The organism is Chryseobacterium sp. 2P, assembly GCF_059579425.1.
The window spans coordinates 2,259,700-2,279,319 of the sequence record NZ_CM184194.1 but is presented as its reverse complement, the minus strand read 5'-3'; the positions used below and the strand labels follow the sequence as shown (position 1 = coordinate 2,279,319).

Sequence of the window (19,620 nt, the reverse complement as noted above, 5' to 3'; positions counted from 1 at the left end):
GATCCTTGCAGGTTTTTAAAAATGAAGTTAATTACACTAAAATTAGACAAACAAAATATTTTTCTTTTATTGCTGATCGTAATGGTTGCAGCAGGTAAACTCATTCCTTTCAGAAGCGAATACAGTCAGTATTTTAACTTATCTATGTTTATCGATTGGGGAATTGCAGCGATCTTTCTTCTTTATGGATTAAAACTGAATATTAAAGAAATTATTAAAGATATTTCCAACTGGAAACTTCACCTTTTGGTTCAGGCGGGAACATTTATTATTTTTCCGCTGCTTGCATTTTTGTTTTATGGCTTTGTAAAAGATACCGAATTTTTTGTGACGTGGCTTTCCATATTTTTCCTGGCAAGTCTGCCTTCTACCGTATCTTCGTCCGTTGTAATGGTTTCTATTGCAAAAGGAAATGTAACTTCGGCTATTTTCAATGCCTCTATTTCAGGAATCATCGGAATTGTCATGACTCCTTTACTGATGAGCTTTTTTATACAACCGGATCAGGAAAATATTAATAACGCAGAAATTATTCAGCAATTGTTGCTTAAAGTTTTACTGCCGATCATTTTAGGGTTAATTTTAAATCCGTTATTGAAAAACTGGGTGACAAAGTATGCGAAAATTATTGCGGAATTTGATAAAATGATCATTTTACTCATTGTCTACGAAAGTTTCTCGGAAGCGTTTTCACAAAATGTATTTGTCTCAGTTCCTTCTTCAGTATTCCTGATTATTGCTGTCAGTGTTATCACTTTATTTTTCTCGGTATACGGAATTTTAAAATTAATTTCCGGAAGGCTTCATTTTAAAAGAGAAGATACCATCACAGCTACCTTCTGCGGATCAAAGAAATCCCTTGTTCATGGAAGCCTTTTTGTCATGGTTTTGGGGATTCCGGAAGATCAGAAAGTGCTGTTTCTGCTTCCTGTAATGATTTATCATAGTTTTCAGTTATTTTACGTGAGCTGGCTTGCCAATAAAATTGAGAAAAAATATCGACTGGAAAATGGATAGTCGCTGTAAATTATATTTTTATTGCTTTTCAGATTTAAATCAATTCACTATTTTTGAATCATGATTAAAGCAAGGAATATCCATAAATTTTATGGGAATTTAGAAGTACTGAAAGGAGTTGATATTCACATCAAAACAGGAGAGGTGGTTTCAATTGTGGGAGAATCCGGAGCCGGAAAATCTACACTTTTGCAGATTCTGGGAACACTGGATCAGCCAACGACTTCCAATAAGTTTGATACGGAAATTGAAATTGCCGGAGAATCTTTTATCAATATGAATGATAAGCAGCTTTCTAAATTCAGAAACCAGAATATTGGTTTTGTATTTCAGTTCCATCAGTTGTTGCCGGAGTTTACAGCTTTAGAAAACGTTTTATTACCGACAAAAATAGCAGGAGCCAATGAAAAAGAAGCTATAGAAAAGGCATATGCTCTGTTTGAAGATTTAAAGATTGAACAGCGACTGCACCACAAACCCAACCAGCTTTCAGGTGGTGAAGCGCAAAGAGTAGCGGTGGCAAGAGCTTTAATCAACTCGCCGAAAATCATTTTTGCAGATGAACCTACCGGAAATTTAGATTCGAAAAATGCAGATGATCTTCACAGGTTGTTTTTTGATCTTAGAGATAAATACAACCAGACTTTTGTGATCGTTACGCATAACCCGAATTTAGCGGAAATTACAGACCGGAAACTGGTAATGAAAGACGGAATGATTATCGAATAAAACTTCCGCAAATGATGAAACCCTTTATTTTTTTATTTCTTTTCTTTATTTCATGTACCAAATTTGATTCTCAGGCTTCAAGTAATACCGAAATATTGCCAAAATCCAGAATTTTAGAACTAAAGAATTTTATTAAAGGAAAAAATTACAATCAGAACCTTGCTGTTTTTATCAATTTTAAAATTCATTCAGGAAAGTACCGTTATTTCGTTTACGACCTGAAGAACAATAAAATCCTGCAGAAAGCAATTGTTGCTCACGGCGACGGATCTGTTGTTAAAAATTCTTCTGCGTTGAAATTTAGCAATGTTGATGGTTCTCACCAATCTTCTTTAGGAAAATACGAAATCAAGGAAAGTTATTCCGGAAAATTTGGAAAAGCCTATCGATTAAATGGTCTGGACGAAACGAACAGCAATGCAAGAGCCAGAGCAATTGTATTGCATTCTTATTATTGTATTCCCGACAAAGAATCTGCAAATCCTGCCTGTTTAAGTTTTGGATGTCCCATGCTTTCTAAAAATGCATTCAACGAAACTTCTAAGTTTATTGACGGCTCAAAGGAAGCGATTATTTTATATGCTTTTTACTAATTTTATTTAAACTAACAAAATGCGCATTAAACTCCTTGCTGAAGACGACAGACCGAGAGAAAAATTTTTACGGAAAGGTAAAAGTTCGCTTTCTGATTCTGAACTGCTTGCCATCATCATGGGAAGCGGAAGCAGGGATGAAACGGCAATTGAACTGGCAAGAAAAATTTTAGCCTCTGTTAATAACAACTGGCATCAGTTAAGTCTTCTGTCTTTAAAAGATTTAATGAAATTTAAGGGAGTGGGAGAGGTAAAAGCTATTTCCATTATTACTGCTTTGGAGATCGGAAGAAGAAGAGCAAGTCAGGAAATCCCTGAAAAACCCGTGATTTCAGGAAGTGATGGAGCATATCAGATTTTCAGAAATCATTTGTCGGATCTTCGGACAGAGGCATTTTGGGCAATTTTTCTGAATCAGAGCAACAGAGTCATTCATCTTGCCCAGCTTACACAAGGAGGAATTAATCAATCGATTGTGGATATACGCGTCTTGTTTAAAACGGCATTAGACCATTTTTCAACAGGAATTATCATTGCGCACAATCATCCTTCGGGAAACTTAAAGCCAAGCAGGGAAGATATCGATATTACCAAAAAAATAACAGAAGCGGGAAAAACATTGAATATTCAGCTCCTGGATCATTTGATTATTACCCAAAATTCGTATTTCAGTTTCTCAGATGAAGGATTATTATGATTAGAAGATTGAAATATAATGAAATAGATTTTGAGAAATATTCTAAGTGTCTTGAGAATGCTGTACAACGGAAATATTCCGCTACCAAGGATTTTTTGGATATTACTTCTGGAAAGCAGTGGGAATTGCTTGTTTATAATGACTATGAAGCAGTAATGCCTGTTCCTTTTGTAAAAAAATTAGGATTTAAAATTGTAATTAATCCTAAACTTTGTCAGCAATTAGGTGTTTTTTCGAATATCGATGATGTTAAAATTAACGATCTTTTTTTAAGTTTTTTAGAAAGAAAATATAATATCTGGTATTATGGTTTTAATGATAAAAATACCTTTAGTAAATTATTAAAAAGGAGAAAAAATTTCCTTATTTATCCGGATAATTATGAAATTGTAAGACAGAAATACTCTCCTAAGAGAAAGAGAAAATTAAGGCTTGATGATGATGTTTTACAAAAATCTGAAGTGAGAGATGTTTCTATATTTAATGCTTGGGAATTTATTTCAAGAAATCTGATTGGTGCGAAAAATGAAAAGGATAAAAATAGCTTTCTGCAGATTTTTACAGACCTGGAAAAAGCAGGTTATTTAAAATTAAAAGCTTTTTTTTATGGTACTGCGATTATCAATCTTATAGCCGTCTATAGTGACGATAAAACGATTGCTTTGCTGGGTACTTTTAATGATAAAGATCATATTAAATTATCAGGGTCTTCATTTATTATAGACAATGTAATTCGTAAGAATATACAGACTAAAATCTTTGATTTTGAAGGAAGTGATATTCCCGCTATTGAAGAGTTTTTCAGAGGTTTTCGTCCGGAATTGAAGAGCTATCCTGTTATCTTTAACTCAAAAAAGCAAGTTATAAAGAGTTTTTTCAGGCAGTAAAAAAATCGCTTCAAATTCAAGAAGCGATCTTTCTGTTTATAAAATTATATTTTTATTCCTTAACGAATTTTTTGAAATATTTTAACTTAGAATTCTCATTAGTAATCTCAATAAAATAAGTACCTTTTAATAAGTTTGAAATATCTACTAATGCAGTGTTTATGATAGAGATTTTGTTTTCAAGCACTAATCTGTTACTTATATCAAATATTTTAATTGTACTATTTTTTAATTCTATAGTTGTTTTAATAAATAGATTGTCTTTAGCAGGAATTGGATAGAGCGTAATATCTTCATTCTTAATTTCAACTATTTTTGAAGAGCTGTTTTTAGCTATTTTTCCGGTATCTAAAGATTTATTTTGGTTAGGATTAAAATTAAAACAAGTATTTTGATTTTCTATGTAAAAATAATGACTTTTTCCATTTCCTGGCTCTAGAACTGTATTTGTATCTAAAATAATGCTTTTCTTGGCTTTAAATTTAACATTGGCATTTTGTGTAAAACTTTCATTTTGAATTCTTATAGATTCGGGAGAATTTGTAAGTTCAAAGTCCCATTTTTCAAAGTTTCTATTCTTTATTAATACTTCACCTCCATTTGCAGGATTCATTTGCCATGCAATTTTTGTAGCTTCACCGGCATCAATTCTTCCTGCACCAAGTTTTCCTAGATAGGGTTGATTCTCCTGAATGTTATCTAGTCGGGCTGAAGTAAGTTTTAAGATTGTTTCAACCTCTTCAGTATTTAAACAACTATTTGCAGTTAACATTAAACTAACAACTCCCGAAACTTGTGGTGCTGCAATTGATGTTCCGTAAATATGGGTATATTTTGTTCCTTGATTATTGTAATTTGGATCGAATAGCGAAACCACATCATAACCTGGAGCTCTCAAATCTACCATATCATTTGTCTGATGTCTATCATTATTTACACCTGGACCAATTCCAACACGATCTTCCCAATTGAAAGGAAGTCCTGCACCAGATCCACAGCAGGCAACATTTCCAACTTTTGCAAAACCCACTGATGAAACACTTATTACATGATTATAACTTGCAGGATAAACATAATTATCCGGACCTCCACAAGTTCCACCATTTCCAGCAGCAACAACGATAACTGTTCCGTTCTGATGAACTTCGTCAATAACAAGCTGATCTATTGAACTATAACTGCATGAATTATACCAACTAGCATTTACTACTCTTGCGCCATTTTGTGATAAAACAAGCAAAGTATTCATCATTGCCCCATCATACATATATTTAAATAATACTTTTGAATTAAAGCCAATTCCAGCCATACCAATATTGTTATCTGTAGCTGCCGCGGCAATTCCTGCAACCGAAGTTCCATGCCAATCGCTTACATTTGTAAGCATTGTTACTTTTCCTTGTAAGTCTTCATGAGTAGTATTAATTCCGCTATCAGAAATCCCAATATTAAAATTTGGATCACCAGTACTATAATCCCATGCTGTTCTAAGATTAATCAAATCAAAATTTCTATGATGATAAACAGGATCTATCAAATCATAGTCATTGGGTGTATAAAGTAAGGTTTCTCCTTTATAAGTTTCTTCAGTGTAAGGAAAATATTGTTTATACTTATTTAAGTCACTAATTAAACCTGCACTTTTAGTTTCTAATAAATAGATGGTCCTTAGGTAAGGCATTTTTGATGTAGGGAAAGCCTTCTCTAAATTGATGACTCCATGTTTGGAAAAGATATCTCTTACTTGTATATCATTATGTGATATAACGGTTTTTCCATCAATTGTTGTTATTTTTGGAACATTGTTTTCATCAGGAATTTCAACATAATAAAGTTTATTCTGTCCAAATAAAAACGATGTTGCAAATAATAATATTGGAAGTACTTTATTTTTCATCATTTTTAACAGTATTTTTAAGTTTTTGAATCTCCTTTTGCTGTTGTATTACATAAAGCGTTAATTCTTCTACTTTTTTTAACAAAAGAATGTTCATTTCTTTTAATTCAATACCATTTTTTATTGCTTCATCAGTTGATGGAACTTCTGGAAGATGTTTATTGGTTTTAATATAATTTTCCAAACTGTTTAAATCCATTAATTTATAACTGTCATCAAAAACATAATCTGCCCATCCATTTGATGAAGCTATATCTACTTTTACTTTTTCGGTTCTAATTCCATCTTTTACAAAAAGACGGTAATCATTACAATCTGTACAAGAGTTATTTGGATTAGTGCCCAAAAAAAGTTTACCGTTTGCTCTTAATGACATAATCCATCCATATGCTGCAGAAGTTCCCCATCCTGCTACGTCAATGATTCCTGGATTATTTGGCTGATATTGTGTGTATCGAAGAAAAACAAGAGAATTTCCATTGTCATGATTAGCTCCTTCGTTTCCTACATAAAAGGTGTCGCTTAGAATATTAGTTAGAACTTGGGTTCGTCCCGATACTTTTAGAGCAATATCGTTTGCGGGAGCTCCGGCTAGTCCAATATTTCCGCTAGAGTTCACTCTTAATCTTTCTTGATTATTGGTTTTTAGTACAAGGTCTTGATTATCAGAAGTTCCAATGTAGTTTGTTCCGGGTACTGTTCCAGAGTTGCCATTTAAATTCCAAGATTGAGCTGTAGAGATTGCATTAATTGCAAGGGCAATTAAGATAATTGTTTTTTTCATGATTAAAAGATTATTTTTTATTTTGTTATAGCTTTGTAAATCTATAAAAATTAAATTACCAAACAATACTTAAAATGTTAATTAAAAATAATAAAATCATTAAATTTCTACTATCACTTTATTTATGTTTAATGACATATTATCTCTATACACATCAATATTACAATTCAGATATTGAAGCTTACATGGGATTAGTATATAAAGCTAATTTCCCTGATATGAAAATTGAAGAGATCCATAAAAAAGTTTATAGTGAACTTAAAGAAAAAGATCCGGATGTAGGTAAGGTAAATATGGAAAGGAAAGAGGAAGCGATCGGAGATAACAGTTATTATAAGAATTTATCTGAAAATCCAAAAATGTATGAGGAAGAACTTCAGTTATTTACAGTAAAACCGTTTTACAATTTAATAAACTCAGTCTTTTTTAAATTTGGATTTTCGGCTTCAACATCTACTTTTCTTATCACTATTATTTCCTATGTCTTAATCGTAATCCTGATTTTTATTTTTTTAATAAAAATACTTAAAAATAATTATCAGGCTTTTATTTTAACCATTTTGATTTCATTATTCAAACCTCTCTTAGATACCTCAAGACATGCTACTCCGGATGGCTTTTCTACATTACTTTTATTACTTAGTTTTTATTTTGTATTAATGAAAAGAAATCTTTTTGTTTCTTCAATATTTGGAATTTTATGTATTCTTACAAGGCCTGAATATTTTATTTTTTATACATTTCTATCTGTACTATTATACTTTTTCAGAAAGGATTTTAAATTTCAATCAAAAGAAATTTTATTTTCAGTTGGCTATTTTACATTAACTTTCGCAATCATACAATATTTTAACCAGATCCCGTGGTCTGTTTTGTTTATGAACCAGTTTACAAAAGTTCAGTTGTATCCGATCTCAAATCCCGATGTATTTAATTTTCGTGAATATTTAAACTGTGTGAAAGGAAAAATACTGTTTGAATGGAATACATCTTACTTCCCGTTACTGCTAATTTTTATCATTATTATTTTAGATTATAGATTAATCATTAGTAAAAACAGAAAAAGTTTAATTTTTTTAGGTCTGTATGTTGCTGTTTATCTTACTGTTTCATTACGTTTCATAATGTTTCCGACATTAGTAAACAGAATGATGGTTGGGTTTTACTTAATTATAATTTTGTCGTTAATTGCGTATCAGAATTCGAAAAAACAAATATTAGCTGATACTATAGAAAAATAGCCAAATAATTACTAATTTTGCTACCTCAAATTATGACAAGTTTTTCAGGATATTTACCCTATGCTTTCGCATTGATTATTGCAATACCTTTTCTGGTTTTGCTGAGACAGTTTGTATTTACTTATATTAAACTTAAAGAGCAGGAAATCAGATTACTTTCCGTAAAGTCCAATTCCGAAAATAAAACCCAGTCTTACGAAAGAATGACGCTATTTATGGAAAGATTAAAACCGTCCAATCTTATCCAGAGGTTCGATAAAGGTCTTGCAGTCCATGAATTTATTTTTCTTACCGAAAAAGCGATCAATGAAGAATTCGATTACAACGCTTCCCAGCAATTGTACATCACTAAAAATTCGTGGAAAAATATTGTCGAGTCAAAAAACGCAGTTATAGAACTTCTTCACAGAACTTACGAAGGAATCAACGGTAATGCAAGCCTTGATGAGTTCAAAACCATTTTTCTGATGAATTATATGGAAGGAGAAGATTATATTTCTATGACCATTGAAGATTTAAGAAAAGAAATTTTAATAATAGCTTAACTAAAAAAATAAATTTTAAATAATGATTCCAAATTTTAAAGCACATCCATGGCACGGAATTTCTGCAGGAGAAGATGCGCCAAATGTTGTCAATGTTTTCGTGGAGATCGTTCCTTCAGACACTATTAAATACGAAGTAGATAAAGAAACAGGATTTTTAAAGGTAGACCGGCCTCAGAAATTCTCAAATATTATCCCGGCATTATACGGTTTTGTTCCAAGAACATATTGTGACACTGCAGTAATGAACTTAGCGGTTGAAAGAGGTGCTACAGATGTTACGATGGGAGATCACGATCCGCTTGACATCTGTGTTTTAAGCTCTCACAACATTCACGCAGGAGGTTTGTTAATGGAAGCTATTCCAATCGGAGGTTTCAAAATGATCGACGGAGGAGAAGCAGATGATAAAATTGTTGCCGTAATGATCGGCGATCACGCATTCGGACATTTCAGAGATATTTCAGAATTGCCGGAAGCAGAAGTGAAACGATTAATGCACTACTTCCTTACTTACAAGAACTTACCGGATGAGCCTGCAAAATGCAGAATTCAGGAAGTTTACGGAGCAGAACATGCTAAAAAGGTAATCAAAGCTTCTCAGGACGATTATTCAAACAAATACGGAGGATAAAATTCTCAAATTTCAGATAAAAGTAAAGGATAGACGGTTTCGTTTATCCTTTTTCTTTTTGATCGTTTTCTATTTTTATTGGAAATTCAGAAATCACACCTTTCGACAACAATAAAGAACAGAAATATTATCAGTTTTTAATGAACAGAAATATTATCAGTAATAAATTTTAATTTTTTAGGAGCTGTTTCCTGCTTTTCACTGTATCTTTTTTGTTACGAGCTCCGCTTCTCTCCGCCCGCAACAAAAAAGGATGTCGTTTCAATCAGGGCTAATCATTATTACTTTTAATATCATACAAACCAAACCTCATAGGTTTTAAAAACCTATGAGGTTTTCAGCTGTAACATTTATGAATGATAAAAATCCCTCAAAAGTCCTTTTAATTTTGTCTATCAAATATATTTGTCATCATTGACTGAATGAAATGCCATTGATTTTCCGCAGATTGCATTAAAAAATTAATAACTCAATTTACATAACAGTTATTCAAAATTTAAACATAATAAATTCAATCCGTTTAATCGTTTAACTGCTAATTTTGAAATACTTATAAATATTTTAACATAATCCATAGAAATTATTCGTTATATTTAATAATCTATTACCAAAAAAATATTAAACTATGGATCTATTTGTGTTAGTACCAATTTTTGGTGTCATTGCCTTACTGTATACTTTCATCCAAAGTAACTGGGTAAGTAAGCAGGATGCCGGAAATGAAAAAATGAAAATTATCAGCGGACATATTGCTGACGGTGCGATGGCTTTTCTAAAAGCCGAGTACAGGATTTTAACCTATTTCGTAGTTGTGGTAGCGATTCTTTTAGCGGTGATGGGGATGAGTAATGCCAACTCCCACTGGAGTATCGGGATTGCCTTTATAGTTGGAGCTATATTTTCCGCATCGGCAGGTTTTATCGGAATGAAAATCGCCACAAAATCCAATGTAAGAACAGCACAGGCTGCGAAAACATCTCTTTCAAAGGCTTTAAAAGTTTCTTTTACTGGAGGTTCCGTAATGGGAATGGGAGTCGCTGGATTAGCGGTTTTAGGATTGGGAGCATTGTTCTTAATTATTAAACAGATTTTTGCACCGGATGCGACCGTAGATTCCCACGAAATGGAAAGAACGATTGAAATTCTTACAGGATTTTCTCTGGGAGCTGAGTCTATAGCGCTTTTTGCAAGAGTAGGAGGAGGAATCTACACAAAAGCAGCGGATGTGGGAGCCGATTTAGTGGGAAAAGTTGAAGCCGGAATTCCGGAGGATGATCCCCGAAATCCCGCAACCATTGCAGATAACGTAGGAGATAACGTAGGTGACGTTGCAGGAATGGGAGCTGATTTGTTTGGCTCTTACGTGGCAACGGTACTGGCAACTATGGTTTTGGGAAGAGAAACCATTTCTCAGGATTCTTTCGGCGGTTTTGCCCCGATACTTCTTCCCATGCTTATAGCGGGAACAGGAATTATTTTTTCAATAATAGGAACCCTGTTTGTCCGTATTAATGATAGTGAAGGATCTTCCACCTCAAGTGTGCAGAATGCTTTAAACCTGGGAAACTGGGGAAGTATTGTGATTACGGCGGTAGCTGCTTATTTTTTGGTAAATTATATCTTGCCCGACAAAATGGTTCTCCGAGGACATGAATTCTCTAAAATGGGCGTTTTTGGGGCAATTATGGTAGGATTGGTTGTAGGTACTTTAATGAGTATCATTACAGAATATTACACGGCAATGGGAAAGAGACCGGTTTCGAGCATCGTCAGACAATCTTCGACAGGTCATGCCACCAATATTATCGGAGGTCTTTCTGTAGGAATGGAATCTACACTGCTTCCGATTATTGTTTTGGCAGGCGGAATTTACGGATCATATCTTTGCGCAGGATTATATGGTGTAGCCATCGCAGCAGCCGGAATGATGGCAACAACGGCCATGCAGCTGGCTATTGACGCTTTCGGACCTATTGCAGATAACGCAGGAGGAATTGCCGAAATGAGTGAACTTCCCAAAGAAGTTCGTGAGAGAACGGATATCCTTGATGCAGTAGGCAATACAACGGCAGCCACAGGAAAAGGTTTTGCAATCGCTTCTGCTGCTTTAACGGCTTTAGCTTTATTCGCGGCTTTTGTTGGAATTGCAGGAATTGACGGAATTGATATTTACAGAGCCGATGTTCTTGCCGGATTATTTGTCGGCGGAATGATTCCGTTTATCTTTTCATCATTGGCAATTACCGCAGTGGGACAGGCTGCAATGGCAATGGTAGAAGAAGTAAGAAGACAGTTCCGCGAAATTCCGGGAATTTTAGAAGGAAAAGCACAGCCTGAATATGAAAAATGTGTGGCCATATCCACCGATGCCTCCATCAGAAAAATGATGCTTCCGGGAGCTATTGCCATCGTTTCCCCTTTGCTCATCGGATTTATTTTCGGACCTGAAGTTCTGGGAGGTTTTCTTGCCGGAGCTACAGTAAGCGGTGTTTTAATGGGAATGTTCCAGAATAATGCAGGCGGAGCTTGGGACAATGCAAAGAAATCTTTCGAAAAAGGAGTGGATATCAATGGACAGACGTATTATAAAGGTTCTGAACCTCATAAAGCTTCTGTAACGGGAGATACGGTAGGAGATCCGTTCAAAGATACTTCAGGACCTTCAATGAATATTCTGATCAAACTGATGTCTATTGTTTCTCTCGTAATTGCTCCTACATTGGCAGTAATGCATAAAGATAAAATTGAGGCTAACAGAAAAGCTAAAATTGAAGCTTTAACAGGAGTTTCAGCAGTTTCATTAACTAATCAGACAGGATCAACAGCCGTTGTTCCGCAGGAAATAAAAGGCTATGTTAATGAAAGCGGAGATTTTGTTTATGACACAGGAAATATTCAGGAAATAGAACTAAAAGGCGGAAAGAAAATAAAAATAGGAGAAGGAAGCCAGTTGTACCAAATGGTTAATTCAGTTAAGAATAAAGATCAGGGAGTTTTGGATCCGAATAAATGGTTTACGATAGAAAATCTTTACTTTGAGACAGGTTCCAGTGATTTAAAAGCAGGTTCGGAAGTTCAGTTATTAAATTTAGTTGAAATTATGAATGCTTATCCAACTTTAAAGATCAAATTGGGAGGCTACACCGATAATTCAGGAAATGAAGAAAGCAATCAGAAACTTTCCAATCTGAGAGCTCAGACCGCAAAACTGAAACTGCTTGAACTGGGAATTTCAGGAGACAGGGTGGAAGCAGAAGGATACGGTTCTCAGCATCCTGTTTGCGCAGCCAACGATACGGACGAATGTATGGCAAAAAACAGAAGAATTGATGTAAGAGTTTTGTCTCTGTAAAAATCAACTTTGAATATTGAAAGCACTGCATCATGCGGTGCTTTTGTTTTAAATATCATTTAAATTTTCTTGCCAAGAAATCTGCTCAATCAACGAAACAAAATATTTCATGCTGTCATTTCGACAAAGGAGAAATCTAAAAAAGGTGAAGATCTTTACGCTTACAGTAATTTTAAAGATGCTTTTTTAAATACTCAAGCGCATCAATAATCAGATCATCATTCTTAGCAAAACTGAATCGTACATAATCTGAATTCTTTCTGGAATTGTAGAAAGCAGATAAAGGCAGACATGATACTTTCTTTTCGATGGTCAGCCATTTTGAGAATTCTACATCCGTCATTGTTTTCGAAACGCTTCTGAAATTCACGATTTGAAAAACGGCACCTTCTGCTTTTTGTTCCACAATGAAACGTGTTTCTTGAATCAGTTCATTAAAAAGATCGCGTTTTTTTTGCATTAAAATCTGGTTCTGTGAAGAATCAAATACTTCCAGATATTTGGCTATTGCGTACTGACAGGGCGCGTTTGCACTGTAGGAAATATACTGTTGATGACAACGGAATTTCGCCGTTAATTCTTCAGGTGCCAAAAGATAGCCGACTTTCCATCCGGTAGAATGAAACATTTTTCCAAAAGAAAAAATGCAGAAGGTTCTTTTTTTGAGTTCAGGATGAAGAAACGAACTGTAATGTTCCTTTCCGTCAAAACAATACGTATCGTAAATCTCTTCCGAAATCAGATAAATTTCCTGATGTTTAATAATGCTGTATAATTGATTCCAGTCGCTTTCAGACCATATTTTTCCGGTTGGATTTTGTGGAGAATTTACAATGATGGCTTTTGTTTTTTCAGAAATACAATTTTGCAGTTTTTCCCAATTTATCAAAAAATCATTGTCAATATCATAATAAACAGGAGTTCCTCCATTCAGGAAAATGGATGGGCCATACGTATAATAGGATGGCTGAATGACAATAACTTCATCTCCCTGATTCAGAATAGATTTAAGGGAAGTATATAAAGCAAAGGTTGCACAGGGAACGATTGTTACTTCATTTTGTTGCAATCTTATGCTGTTTTTTCTGTTGAAATTAAAACGAATTACATTTTCTATCAACAGAGGATTTCCTGCAAGTGGTTCATAATGATGAATATTGAGATCAGCAGCTTCTTTCAGGTACTCCCTCAAACGGTGGTCGATATCAAAATCCGGTAAGCCCAAAGAAAGATCAAAGCTGTTGTTTTTAACAGCCAGTTCAGACATTTCGGTAAAAAAAGAGTATTGATTGAATCCGTAGATATTCTCCATACTTTTTGCATTTATTTCAAATATAAGAAAAATAGCAATCCGTAAAAGATTAAATATTTTTTGTTATTTTTAGGCAAATTATTCCATAATGAGAAAATTATTCATTCCACTATTTTCACTTGCTGTACTGGTAAGCTGCGGAACGGCAAAAAATGCAGCCGATGCAGGAGGAACCCAATCTTCGTCTGTCGCAAAAGGTGATAAAGCTTTTTTGGCTGCGTATAAGGAAATTAAGGCAGAAGATCTAAAGAAAAACTTATACGTTATTGCTTCCGATGAAATGGAGGGAAGAGATACGGGAAGTCCGGGACAGAAAAGAGCAGGAGAATACATGGTGAATTACTATAAAGGCTTGGGAATTTCTTATCCCAAAGCTTTAGGATCTTACTATCAAAAGGTTCCGGCAGATTTTATGAAGAAAAGAGGTGGCGGAAATCTTCCTGATTCCGAAAATATTTTAGCCTTTATCGAAGGATCTGAAAAACCAGAAGAAATTGTGGTGATCTCCGGTCATTACGATCACGTGGGAACGAGAAACGGAGTGGTTTACAACGGAGCAGACGACGACGGAAGCGGAACGGTTGCGGTAATGGAGATTGCAAAAGCTTTTCAGGCAGCTAAAAAAGCAGGAAACGGTCCGAAAAGATCCATTTTATTCCTTCACGTAACGGGAGAGGAGCATGGTTTATTTGGTTCTGAATTTTATACGGATAATCCTGTTTTTCCTCTGGTCAATACGGTTGTAGATTTAAATATCGATATGATCGGTCGTGATGATCCTGAAAACAGAGGAAAACAGTATGTATATGTCATTGGATCTGAAATGCTGAGTTCTCAGTTAAAAGTAATTAATGAAGCGGCAAACAAAAAGACCAACAATCTTGAGCTGAATTATAAGTATGATGATCCGAATGATACGGAAAGACTGTATTACAGATCAGATCACTATAATTTTGCTAAAAATAATGTTCCGGTAGCATTTTTCTTTGACGGCATCCACGAAGATTACCACAAACCAACGGATGATGTAGAGAAAATCGACTACAATCTGCTGGCTAAAAGAACCCAGTTAGTTTTCACAACCGCTTGGGAAATCGCCAACAGACCAGACAGAATCGTTGTTGATAAGAAATAATTGAATTAAAAAATACAATATAAAAGGCAAATTAGCAGATCAGCGGTTTGCCTTTTTAGTTAAATTAAAATTTGCATGAAAATCCGTGAAGCTGAGTGGAAAGATATTCCACAGATCCAGATCGTAAGAAATTCGGTTAAAGAAAACATGTTATCTGATCCCAATCTTGTGACAGATCAGGATTGTGAGGATTTTCTCTTTAACAGGGGGAAGGGCTGGGTTTGTGAAGATAATGACAGAATTGTGGGATTCGGAATTGTAGATATGAAAGAAAAAAGTATCTGGGCGCTTTTTGTTCATCCGGAATTTGAGAATCAAGGAATCGGCAGAAAACTTCACGACACCTTGCTGAATTGGTATTTTGTTCAGACGAATGAGAAAATCTGGCTGAGCACTTCTCCAAATACAAGAGCTGAGATATTCTACAGAAAATCCGGATGGACAGAAAACGGAGTTCACAGAAAGAATGAAATAAAATTTGAAATGACTTATAATTACTGGAAAAACAGATAATATGAAACAGAATATAAAATCAATGCGTCCTTTTATAGGCTCTGAAAACTTTGAAACCAGCAGGCGTTTTTACCGTGATCTGGGTTTTGAAGAAGTGATTCTGAATGCTAAAATGTCTCTGTTTAAATGGAATGAGACTGCTTTTTATCTTCAGGATGCCTATGTAAAAGACTGGATTGATAATACCATGCTTTTTGTGGAAGTTGAAAATACAGACGAATTTTATCAGGAACTTATCAGTTTAAATCTTCCGGAGAAATACGAAAAAGTAAAAATAGTTCCTGTGAGAACGATGGATTGGGGCAAAGAATGTTTTGTTTATGATCCTTGCGGAGTTTTGTGGCATTTCGGAGAATTTTTCTAATCAATTGGAGTAAAGAGAAAATTTTACCATTATTTAAAAACAATAATCAACGACAAGACGAAGAATGATTTACGCTTTCGATACGTATTATTACGATGACTACGCCCATACAGTTTGTTTAGCTTTTCAGGATTGGGATGCTGAACATGAAACAGCAGTTTTCACTGAGAAAACAGCAATTACCTCAGAATACGAAAGCGGAGCCTTTTATAAAAGAGAATTACCCTGTATTCTCAGTCTTTTACATCAAATAGACCTTAAAGAAGATGATATTATCATTATTGATGGTTATGTAACTTTAGATGAAGAAGGGAAAATAGGGCTTGGAGGACATCTTTACGAAGCTTTAGACCAAAAATTTACGGTGGTCGGAATTGCAAAGAACGGTTTTAACAGTCCGGATTCACGAAGAAGAGCAGTTTATCGCGGAGAAAGTAAGACTCCCTTATTTCTGACTGCAAAAGGAGCAGATGTAGATGAAATTAAACGAAAAGTCGAACAGATGCACGGAAATTTCAGAATTCCGACATTGCTTAAAAAATTAGATCAGCTTTCCCGAAGTTAAAATATTTTAATTTTCAACGACTAAAACACCTAAAATTTGTTTAAACTTTTTACCACAAAATAAGCAAAGATTTAAACACTTTAGTTTCTAAGTTTAATACTTAAATGAAAAAAGAGTACATAAGTTAAAAAAAATCAAAGATTTTTCACTTTGCAGACTTTTGAAATACTTTAAATAAACCCAATAAAGTCTTTTATATCTTTTGCGGTTAAATTTAAAATTAGTTTAACAAGTTCCTATTTAACTTTAATTTGCAAGATTTTCTTTAAAGTGACAAATGTCATTCAAATATTATTTTTATTAAGTCTAAATAAATATAAATTTGTTTTAATAAAAAATCAAAGCATTAAAACACATATCAATCATATCCATATCAATTTTTGTTTTTTCAACCGGCAGAAACTATTTGTCGGTTTTTTGATATAAAGATTTCCTGTACTCAATTCCCCATTTGGCAATTTCATCAATAATCGGCTCAATGGTTTTCCCATATTCGGTTATTTCATATTCTACAGTTACAGGTTTTGTGTCCAGAACAGTACGTTTGATGAGATGGTTGATTTCCATGTCCTGAAGTTCTTTTGAAAGCATTTTGGCTGCAATACCGTCAATTTCTCTTAAAAGATCCATAAAACGCATTTTTTCGCTCTGCATTAAAGTTCCGAGAATATGAAATTTCCATTTTCCAGATAAAATTTCCATTGAATCTTTGATTGCGTTCATACGGTTTTTACAGATAGGAGTGATGTTCAGGTTAGCTTCTTTTTTCATGATTTCAAAATAAATTATAGTGCTGTAAAGATAATAAAAAAACAGAAAGGTAGTTTCCTCGAGGAAACCAGTTTCTAAAAGGAAATCCATTACCAGAGTATGATGATTATATATTAGATTTGTGGTAATATTAAAAAATTATAAAATATTTATCATCGCAAAAATGATAAACAATAAAATACTAACATTTATGTTCCTCACCGCAGCTTTAAGCAGTTGTAACGGACAGAATGATAAAAGTAAAAAAATGGAAAACAGATCTACAAATCCTCTATTATGCGATCCTGCGACAGGAGTTTGTGAAGTTCCCGGAGAAAAGTTTGAAATTGGGAATATTGATGTAATGACTGACGAAAAACCTGTAAAAGTTATTTATTTTACAGACCCAATCTGCTCTTCATGCTGGGGAATTGAGCCTCAGCTGAGAAAATTAAAACTGGAATACGGAGATAACATAGATATAGAATACAGAATGGGAGGGCTTCTTCCGGACTGGAGCTATAACAGCGGAGGAATCAGCAAACCTTCTGATGTTGCGCATCACTGGGATGAAGTAAGTCTTTATTATGATATGCCTATCGACGGCGATATCTGGCTGCAGGATCCGCTTGACTCTTCTTATCCTCCTTCTATCGCTTTTAAAGCTGCGCAGATGCAGGACAGAGAAAAAGCACTTGATTTCCTGAGAGAGCTTCGTGAAATGGTATTTTTGAAGAAAAAAAATATTGCAAAATGGGAGCATATGGTAACCGCAGCAAAAAAAGCAGGATTAAATACAGATCAGCTGAAAAAAGACTTTGAAGGAAGAGCAAAAGAGCTTTTTCAGGAAGATCTGAAGCTGGCAAGAGAGATGGGAGTTCGCGGTTTTCCTACGATGTTTTTTACCAATGATGCAGGAAAAAGAGAAATTGTGTACGGTTCTAAACCTTACGCATTCTATGAAACGGCTGTTCTGCGAGTGAATTCGGACACCAAAAAATCTGAGTACTCTAAAAACTGGGAGAATCTTTTTGAAAAGTATAATTCGCTTTCTGCAAGGGAATTTTCAGAATTATCGGGAACTCCCAGAAAGGAAAGCGAAAGACTGTTAAACGAGCTTTCAGAGAAAGGAATACTAGAAAAACTGACCACCAAAAACGGTTCTATGTGGACCCTTAAATCATAATTAATTTCATTAATATTTAGCAAGTTTTTTTTAACATCCGGAAGTTCATTGAATTTCCGGATTTTTATTGCGATTATAATGTAAAAGAATCTGCTCTTTAGGAGCAGATCCAGTAGATAAATACATCTCATTTTTTTAATTAGACAACAATAAAAAAGCACAGCCGACGATGCTGTGCTTAAATTTTTATAAATTTAATTGCGATTTCAGAATTGAAAAAAGCAAAATATGTTTCCACTTCAGTTGTATTTCATAGTAAATGTAGGAATAAAATGTTTGCCAGACAATACACTAAATGTTAAAATTTATATTTTTTGATGGATAAATTTGTGATATTATTTTTTTGTTAAATAATCTCCAAAAGCGGATTTATGGTCTTCTTTTTGTTGATATATCCTTCACCGTGCATTTTATTTTTTTGATACAGAAGATCAGATCTTTGTTACTTTTTTGCATTAAATATCTTCTCATCATTGAAAATTCCTATCTTTATCTCATCAAAATCTCTTTATAAATAACGCCCAATATTTCAGGATAATATTAAAGCCTGAAAATCCTATGGTTCAAAATCCTTGAACCCATAAATCGTTTTTTTAAACCTAAAAAGCAATTGTACATTAACAATTTTGCTTTTGCATTATAAAGAGAATATCATGAATACAAATACAATAGCCGTTATCGGCGGAACAGGAAAATCGGGAAAATTTCTTGTTCAAAGTCTTTTAAATAAACAATATCCCATCAGAATGTTATTAAGGAATCCTGAGAATTTTACTCTTAAAAATCCTTTGATTAATATTGTGAAAGGTGACGTCAGAAATTCTGAAGCTGTTCATCATTTAATTAAAGATTGTGATGTAGTGATAAGTACATTAGGACAATCAGTCGGCGAAAAATCAATTTTCAGCGACGCAACAGGTAATATAATTAAAGCAATGAATTCCTACGGAATCAAGCGTTATATCGTTACAACAGGACTTAATGTAAATACACCATTTGATCACAAAAATGAAAAGGTAAAAATGGCGACCGACTGGATGTATCAAAATTATCCTGAAACAACTACCGATAAGCAAAAAGAATATGAGCTTTTGAATGAAAGCAATCTGAACTGGACATTGGTAAGGCTTCCTTTAATTAATCTGACTGATGAAAGTTTTGTTACAGAAACCAATCTTCAGGATTGTAAAGGTGAAACAATTTCCGCAACAGATCTGGCAAAATTTTTAATTTCTCAGATGGATGATCAGACTTTTTGTAAGCAGAGTCCGTTTTTGTATAATATATAAATCTGATCAATAAGATTTTAATTAAGGAGTATAAGGTTTAACACAGTTTATGATCTGATAATTTTCTTAATTGAATGTGAGAGCTTAAATATCTTCAAATAAAAAAACAGAGAGTAAAAAGCTCTCTGTT

19 protein-coding genes are annotated in these 19,620 nt (G+C 34.0%); 15 read left to right on the top strand and 4 right to left on the bottom strand.

Annotated features, from left to right (window positions below):
- The first annotated feature begins 21 nt into the window (after positions 1-21).
- Genes AC52CF_RS10440 through AC52CF_RS10420 form a run of 5 tightly spaced genes read left to right on the top strand, consistent with a single transcriptional unit; the run spans position 22 to position 3,923 of the window.
- A complete protein-coding gene (locus tag AC52CF_RS10440; protein ID WP_496518165.1) occupies positions 22-1,017 on the top strand; it encodes a bile acid:sodium symporter in 996 nt (331 codons plus the stop codon).
- 60 nt (positions 1,018-1,077) lie between these two features.
- On the top strand, positions 1,078-1,746 hold the full coding sequence (locus AC52CF_RS10435; protein ID WP_087709976.1) for an ABC transporter ATP-binding protein: 669 nt from the start codon (positions 1,078-1,080) through the stop codon (positions 1,744-1,746).
- Positions 1,747-1,757: 11 nt separating this feature from the next.
- Positions 1,758-2,339: a murein L,D-transpeptidase catalytic domain-containing protein gene (locus AC52CF_RS10430; protein WP_336733203.1), complete on the top strand. Its 582-nt coding sequence runs from the start codon at positions 1,758-1,760 to the stop codon at positions 2,337-2,339.
- A gap of 19 nt (positions 2,340-2,358) precedes the next feature.
- Positions 2,359-3,036, top strand: a complete 678-nt coding sequence (gene radC, locus AC52CF_RS10425; RefSeq protein ID WP_214589660.1) for a RadC family protein — start codon at positions 2,359-2,361, stop codon at positions 3,034-3,036.
- Positions 3,033-3,923, top strand: a complete 891-nt coding sequence (locus tag AC52CF_RS10420; RefSeq protein ID WP_496518164.1) for a hypothetical protein — start codon at positions 3,033-3,035, stop codon at positions 3,921-3,923. The genes radC and AC52CF_RS10420 overlap by 4 nt, the downstream gene beginning before the upstream one ends.
- Before the next feature lie 52 nt (positions 3,924-3,975).
- Here the strand turns inward: AC52CF_RS10420 and AC52CF_RS10415 are convergent, their stop codons facing one another.
- Together AC52CF_RS10415 and AC52CF_RS10410 are read right to left on the bottom strand one after the other, a co-directional pair.
- Positions 3,976-5,823: a S8 family peptidase gene (locus AC52CF_RS10415; RefSeq protein WP_496518163.1), complete on the bottom strand. Its 1,848-nt coding sequence runs from the start codon at positions 5,821-5,823 to the stop codon at positions 3,976-3,978.
- A complete protein-coding gene (locus AC52CF_RS10410) occupies positions 5,810-6,604 on the bottom strand; it encodes a hypothetical protein (protein ID WP_235130881.1) in 795 nt (264 codons plus the stop codon). The genes AC52CF_RS10415 and AC52CF_RS10410 overlap by 14 nt, the downstream gene beginning before the upstream one ends.
- Positions 6,605-6,735: 131 nt before the next feature.
- Between AC52CF_RS10410 and AC52CF_RS10405 the strand changes: the two genes are divergently transcribed.
- The 4 genes from AC52CF_RS10405 (at position 6,736) to AC52CF_RS10390 (ending at position 12,376) form a co-directional block, all read left to right on the top strand.
- Positions 6,736-7,845: a hypothetical protein gene (locus tag AC52CF_RS10405; protein WP_336733983.1), complete on the top strand. Its 1,110-nt coding sequence runs from the start codon at positions 6,736-6,738 to the stop codon at positions 7,843-7,845.
- Positions 7,846-7,877: 32 nt separating this feature from the next.
- Complete coding sequence (locus tag AC52CF_RS10400; protein ID WP_214589665.1) at positions 7,878-8,390, top strand: DUF7935 family protein; 513 nt, start codon at positions 7,878-7,880, stop codon at positions 8,388-8,390.
- A gap of 22 nt (positions 8,391-8,412) precedes the next feature.
- Positions 8,413-9,024 carry an inorganic pyrophosphatase gene (locus tag AC52CF_RS10395; RefSeq protein WP_214589666.1) on the top strand — a complete coding sequence of 204 codons (612 nt, stop codon included), beginning with the start codon at positions 8,413-8,415 and terminating at the stop codon, positions 9,022-9,024.
- Between the two features lie 625 nt (positions 9,025-9,649).
- A complete protein-coding gene (locus tag AC52CF_RS10390) occupies positions 9,650-12,376 on the top strand; it encodes a sodium-translocating pyrophosphatase (protein WP_496518162.1) in 2,727 nt (908 codons plus the stop codon).
- 172 nt (positions 12,377-12,548) lie between these two features.
- On the opposite strand, the gene AC52CF_RS10385 is transcribed toward AC52CF_RS10390, so the two are convergent.
- A complete protein-coding gene (locus tag AC52CF_RS10385) occupies positions 12,549-13,688 on the bottom strand; it encodes an aminotransferase class I/II-fold pyridoxal phosphate-dependent enzyme (RefSeq protein WP_496518161.1) in 1,140 nt (379 codons plus the stop codon).
- Positions 13,689-13,776: 88 nt separating this feature from the next.
- Here AC52CF_RS10385 and AC52CF_RS10380 point away from each other — a divergent pair, with 88 nt between their 5' ends.
- The 4 genes from AC52CF_RS10380 to AC52CF_RS10365 all read left to right on the top strand — a co-directional run bounded on the left by AC52CF_RS10380 (position 13,777) and on the right by AC52CF_RS10365 (position 16,265).
- A complete protein-coding gene (locus AC52CF_RS10380) occupies positions 13,777-14,823 on the top strand; it encodes a M28 family metallopeptidase (RefSeq protein ID WP_496518160.1) in 1,047 nt (348 codons plus the stop codon).
- 75 nt (positions 14,824-14,898) lie between these two features.
- Positions 14,899-15,336, top strand: coding sequence for a GNAT family N-acetyltransferase (locus AC52CF_RS10375; protein ID WP_496518159.1), 438 nt, complete (start codon positions 14,899-14,901; stop codon positions 15,334-15,336).
- 1 nt (position 15,337) lies between these two features.
- Positions 15,338-15,700 (top strand): VOC family protein, encoded by a 363-nt coding sequence (locus AC52CF_RS10370; protein ID WP_496518158.1) that lies wholly within the window; start codon positions 15,338-15,340, stop codon positions 15,698-15,700.
- 64 nt (positions 15,701-15,764) lie between these two features.
- A complete protein-coding gene (locus AC52CF_RS10365) occupies positions 15,765-16,265 on the top strand; it encodes an endonuclease V (RefSeq protein ID WP_496518157.1) in 501 nt (166 codons plus the stop codon).
- 402 nt (positions 16,266-16,667) lie between these two features.
- Here the strand turns inward: AC52CF_RS10365 and AC52CF_RS10360 are convergent, their stop codons facing one another.
- On the bottom strand, positions 16,668-17,036 hold the full coding sequence (locus AC52CF_RS10360; protein ID WP_076390327.1) for a winged helix-turn-helix transcriptional regulator: 369 nt from the start codon (positions 17,034-17,036) through the stop codon (positions 16,668-16,670).
- A gap of 247 nt (positions 17,037-17,283) precedes the next feature.
- Here AC52CF_RS10360 and AC52CF_RS10355 point away from each other — a divergent pair, with 247 nt between their 5' ends.
- Both AC52CF_RS10355 and AC52CF_RS10350 read left to right on the top strand, forming a co-directional pair.
- Positions 17,284-18,201, top strand: coding sequence for a ClpXP adapter SpxH family protein (locus AC52CF_RS10355; protein WP_496518214.1), 918 nt, complete (start codon positions 17,284-17,286; stop codon positions 18,199-18,201).
- Between the two features lie 653 nt (positions 18,202-18,854).
- The gene (locus AC52CF_RS10350; protein ID WP_496518156.1) at positions 18,855-19,490 is read left to right on the top strand and encodes an NAD(P)-dependent oxidoreductase; all 636 of its coding nucleotides are present in this window, start codon (positions 18,855-18,857) and stop codon (positions 19,488-19,490) included.
- Positions 19,491-19,620: the final 130 nt, after the last annotated feature.

What these genes read in the sequence shown, in the direction of transcription:
- AC52CF_RS10440 (WP_496518165.1), top strand. Translation starts at nt 22, where the DNA reads ATGAAGTTAATTACACTAAAATTAGACAAACAAAATATTTTTCTTTTA.
- AC52CF_RS10435 (WP_087709976.1), top strand. Translation starts at nt 1,078, where the DNA reads ATGATTAAAGCAAGGAATATCCATAAATTTTATGGGAATTTAGAAGTA.
- AC52CF_RS10430 (WP_336733203.1), top strand. Translation starts at nt 1,758, where the DNA reads ATGATGAAACCCTTTATTTTTTTATTTCTTTTCTTTATTTCATGTACC.
- radC (WP_214589660.1), top strand. Translation starts at nt 2,359, where the DNA reads ATGCGCATTAAACTCCTTGCTGAAGACGACAGACCGAGAGAAAAATTT.
- AC52CF_RS10420 (WP_496518164.1), top strand. Translation starts at nt 3,033, where the DNA reads ATGATTAGAAGATTGAAATATAATGAAATAGATTTTGAGAAATATTCT.
- AC52CF_RS10415 (WP_496518163.1), bottom strand. Translation starts at nt 5,823, where the DNA reads ATGATGAAAAATAAAGTACTTCCAATATTATTATTTGCAACATCGTTT.
- AC52CF_RS10410 (WP_235130881.1), bottom strand. Translation starts at nt 6,604, where the DNA reads ATGAAAAAAACAATTATCTTAATTGCCCTTGCAATTAATGCAATCTCT.
- AC52CF_RS10405 (WP_336733983.1), top strand. Translation starts at nt 6,736, where the DNA reads ATGACATATTATCTCTATACACATCAATATTACAATTCAGATATTGAA.
- AC52CF_RS10400 (WP_214589665.1), top strand. Translation starts at nt 7,878, where the DNA reads ATGACAAGTTTTTCAGGATATTTACCCTATGCTTTCGCATTGATTATT.
- AC52CF_RS10395 (WP_214589666.1), top strand. Translation starts at nt 8,413, where the DNA reads ATGATTCCAAATTTTAAAGCACATCCATGGCACGGAATTTCTGCAGGA.
- AC52CF_RS10390 (WP_496518162.1), top strand. Translation starts at nt 9,650, where the DNA reads ATGGATCTATTTGTGTTAGTACCAATTTTTGGTGTCATTGCCTTACTG.
- AC52CF_RS10385 (WP_496518161.1), bottom strand. Translation starts at nt 13,688, where the DNA reads ATGGAGAATATCTACGGATTCAATCAATACTCTTTTTTTACCGAAATG.
- AC52CF_RS10380 (WP_496518160.1), top strand. Translation starts at nt 13,777, where the DNA reads ATGAGAAAATTATTCATTCCACTATTTTCACTTGCTGTACTGGTAAGC.
- AC52CF_RS10375 (WP_496518159.1), top strand. Translation starts at nt 14,899, where the DNA reads ATGAAAATCCGTGAAGCTGAGTGGAAAGATATTCCACAGATCCAGATC.
- AC52CF_RS10370 (WP_496518158.1), top strand. Translation starts at nt 15,338, where the DNA reads ATGAAACAGAATATAAAATCAATGCGTCCTTTTATAGGCTCTGAAAAC.
- AC52CF_RS10365 (WP_496518157.1), top strand. Translation starts at nt 15,765, where the DNA reads ATGATTTACGCTTTCGATACGTATTATTACGATGACTACGCCCATACA.
- AC52CF_RS10360 (WP_076390327.1), bottom strand. Translation starts at nt 17,036, where the DNA reads ATGAAAAAAGAAGCTAACCTGAACATCACTCCTATCTGTAAAAACCGT.
- AC52CF_RS10355 (WP_496518214.1), top strand. Translation starts at nt 17,284, where the DNA reads ATGGAAAACAGATCTACAAATCCTCTATTATGCGATCCTGCGACAGGA.
- AC52CF_RS10350 (WP_496518156.1), top strand. Translation starts at nt 18,855, where the DNA reads ATGAATACAAATACAATAGCCGTTATCGGCGGAACAGGAAAATCGGGA.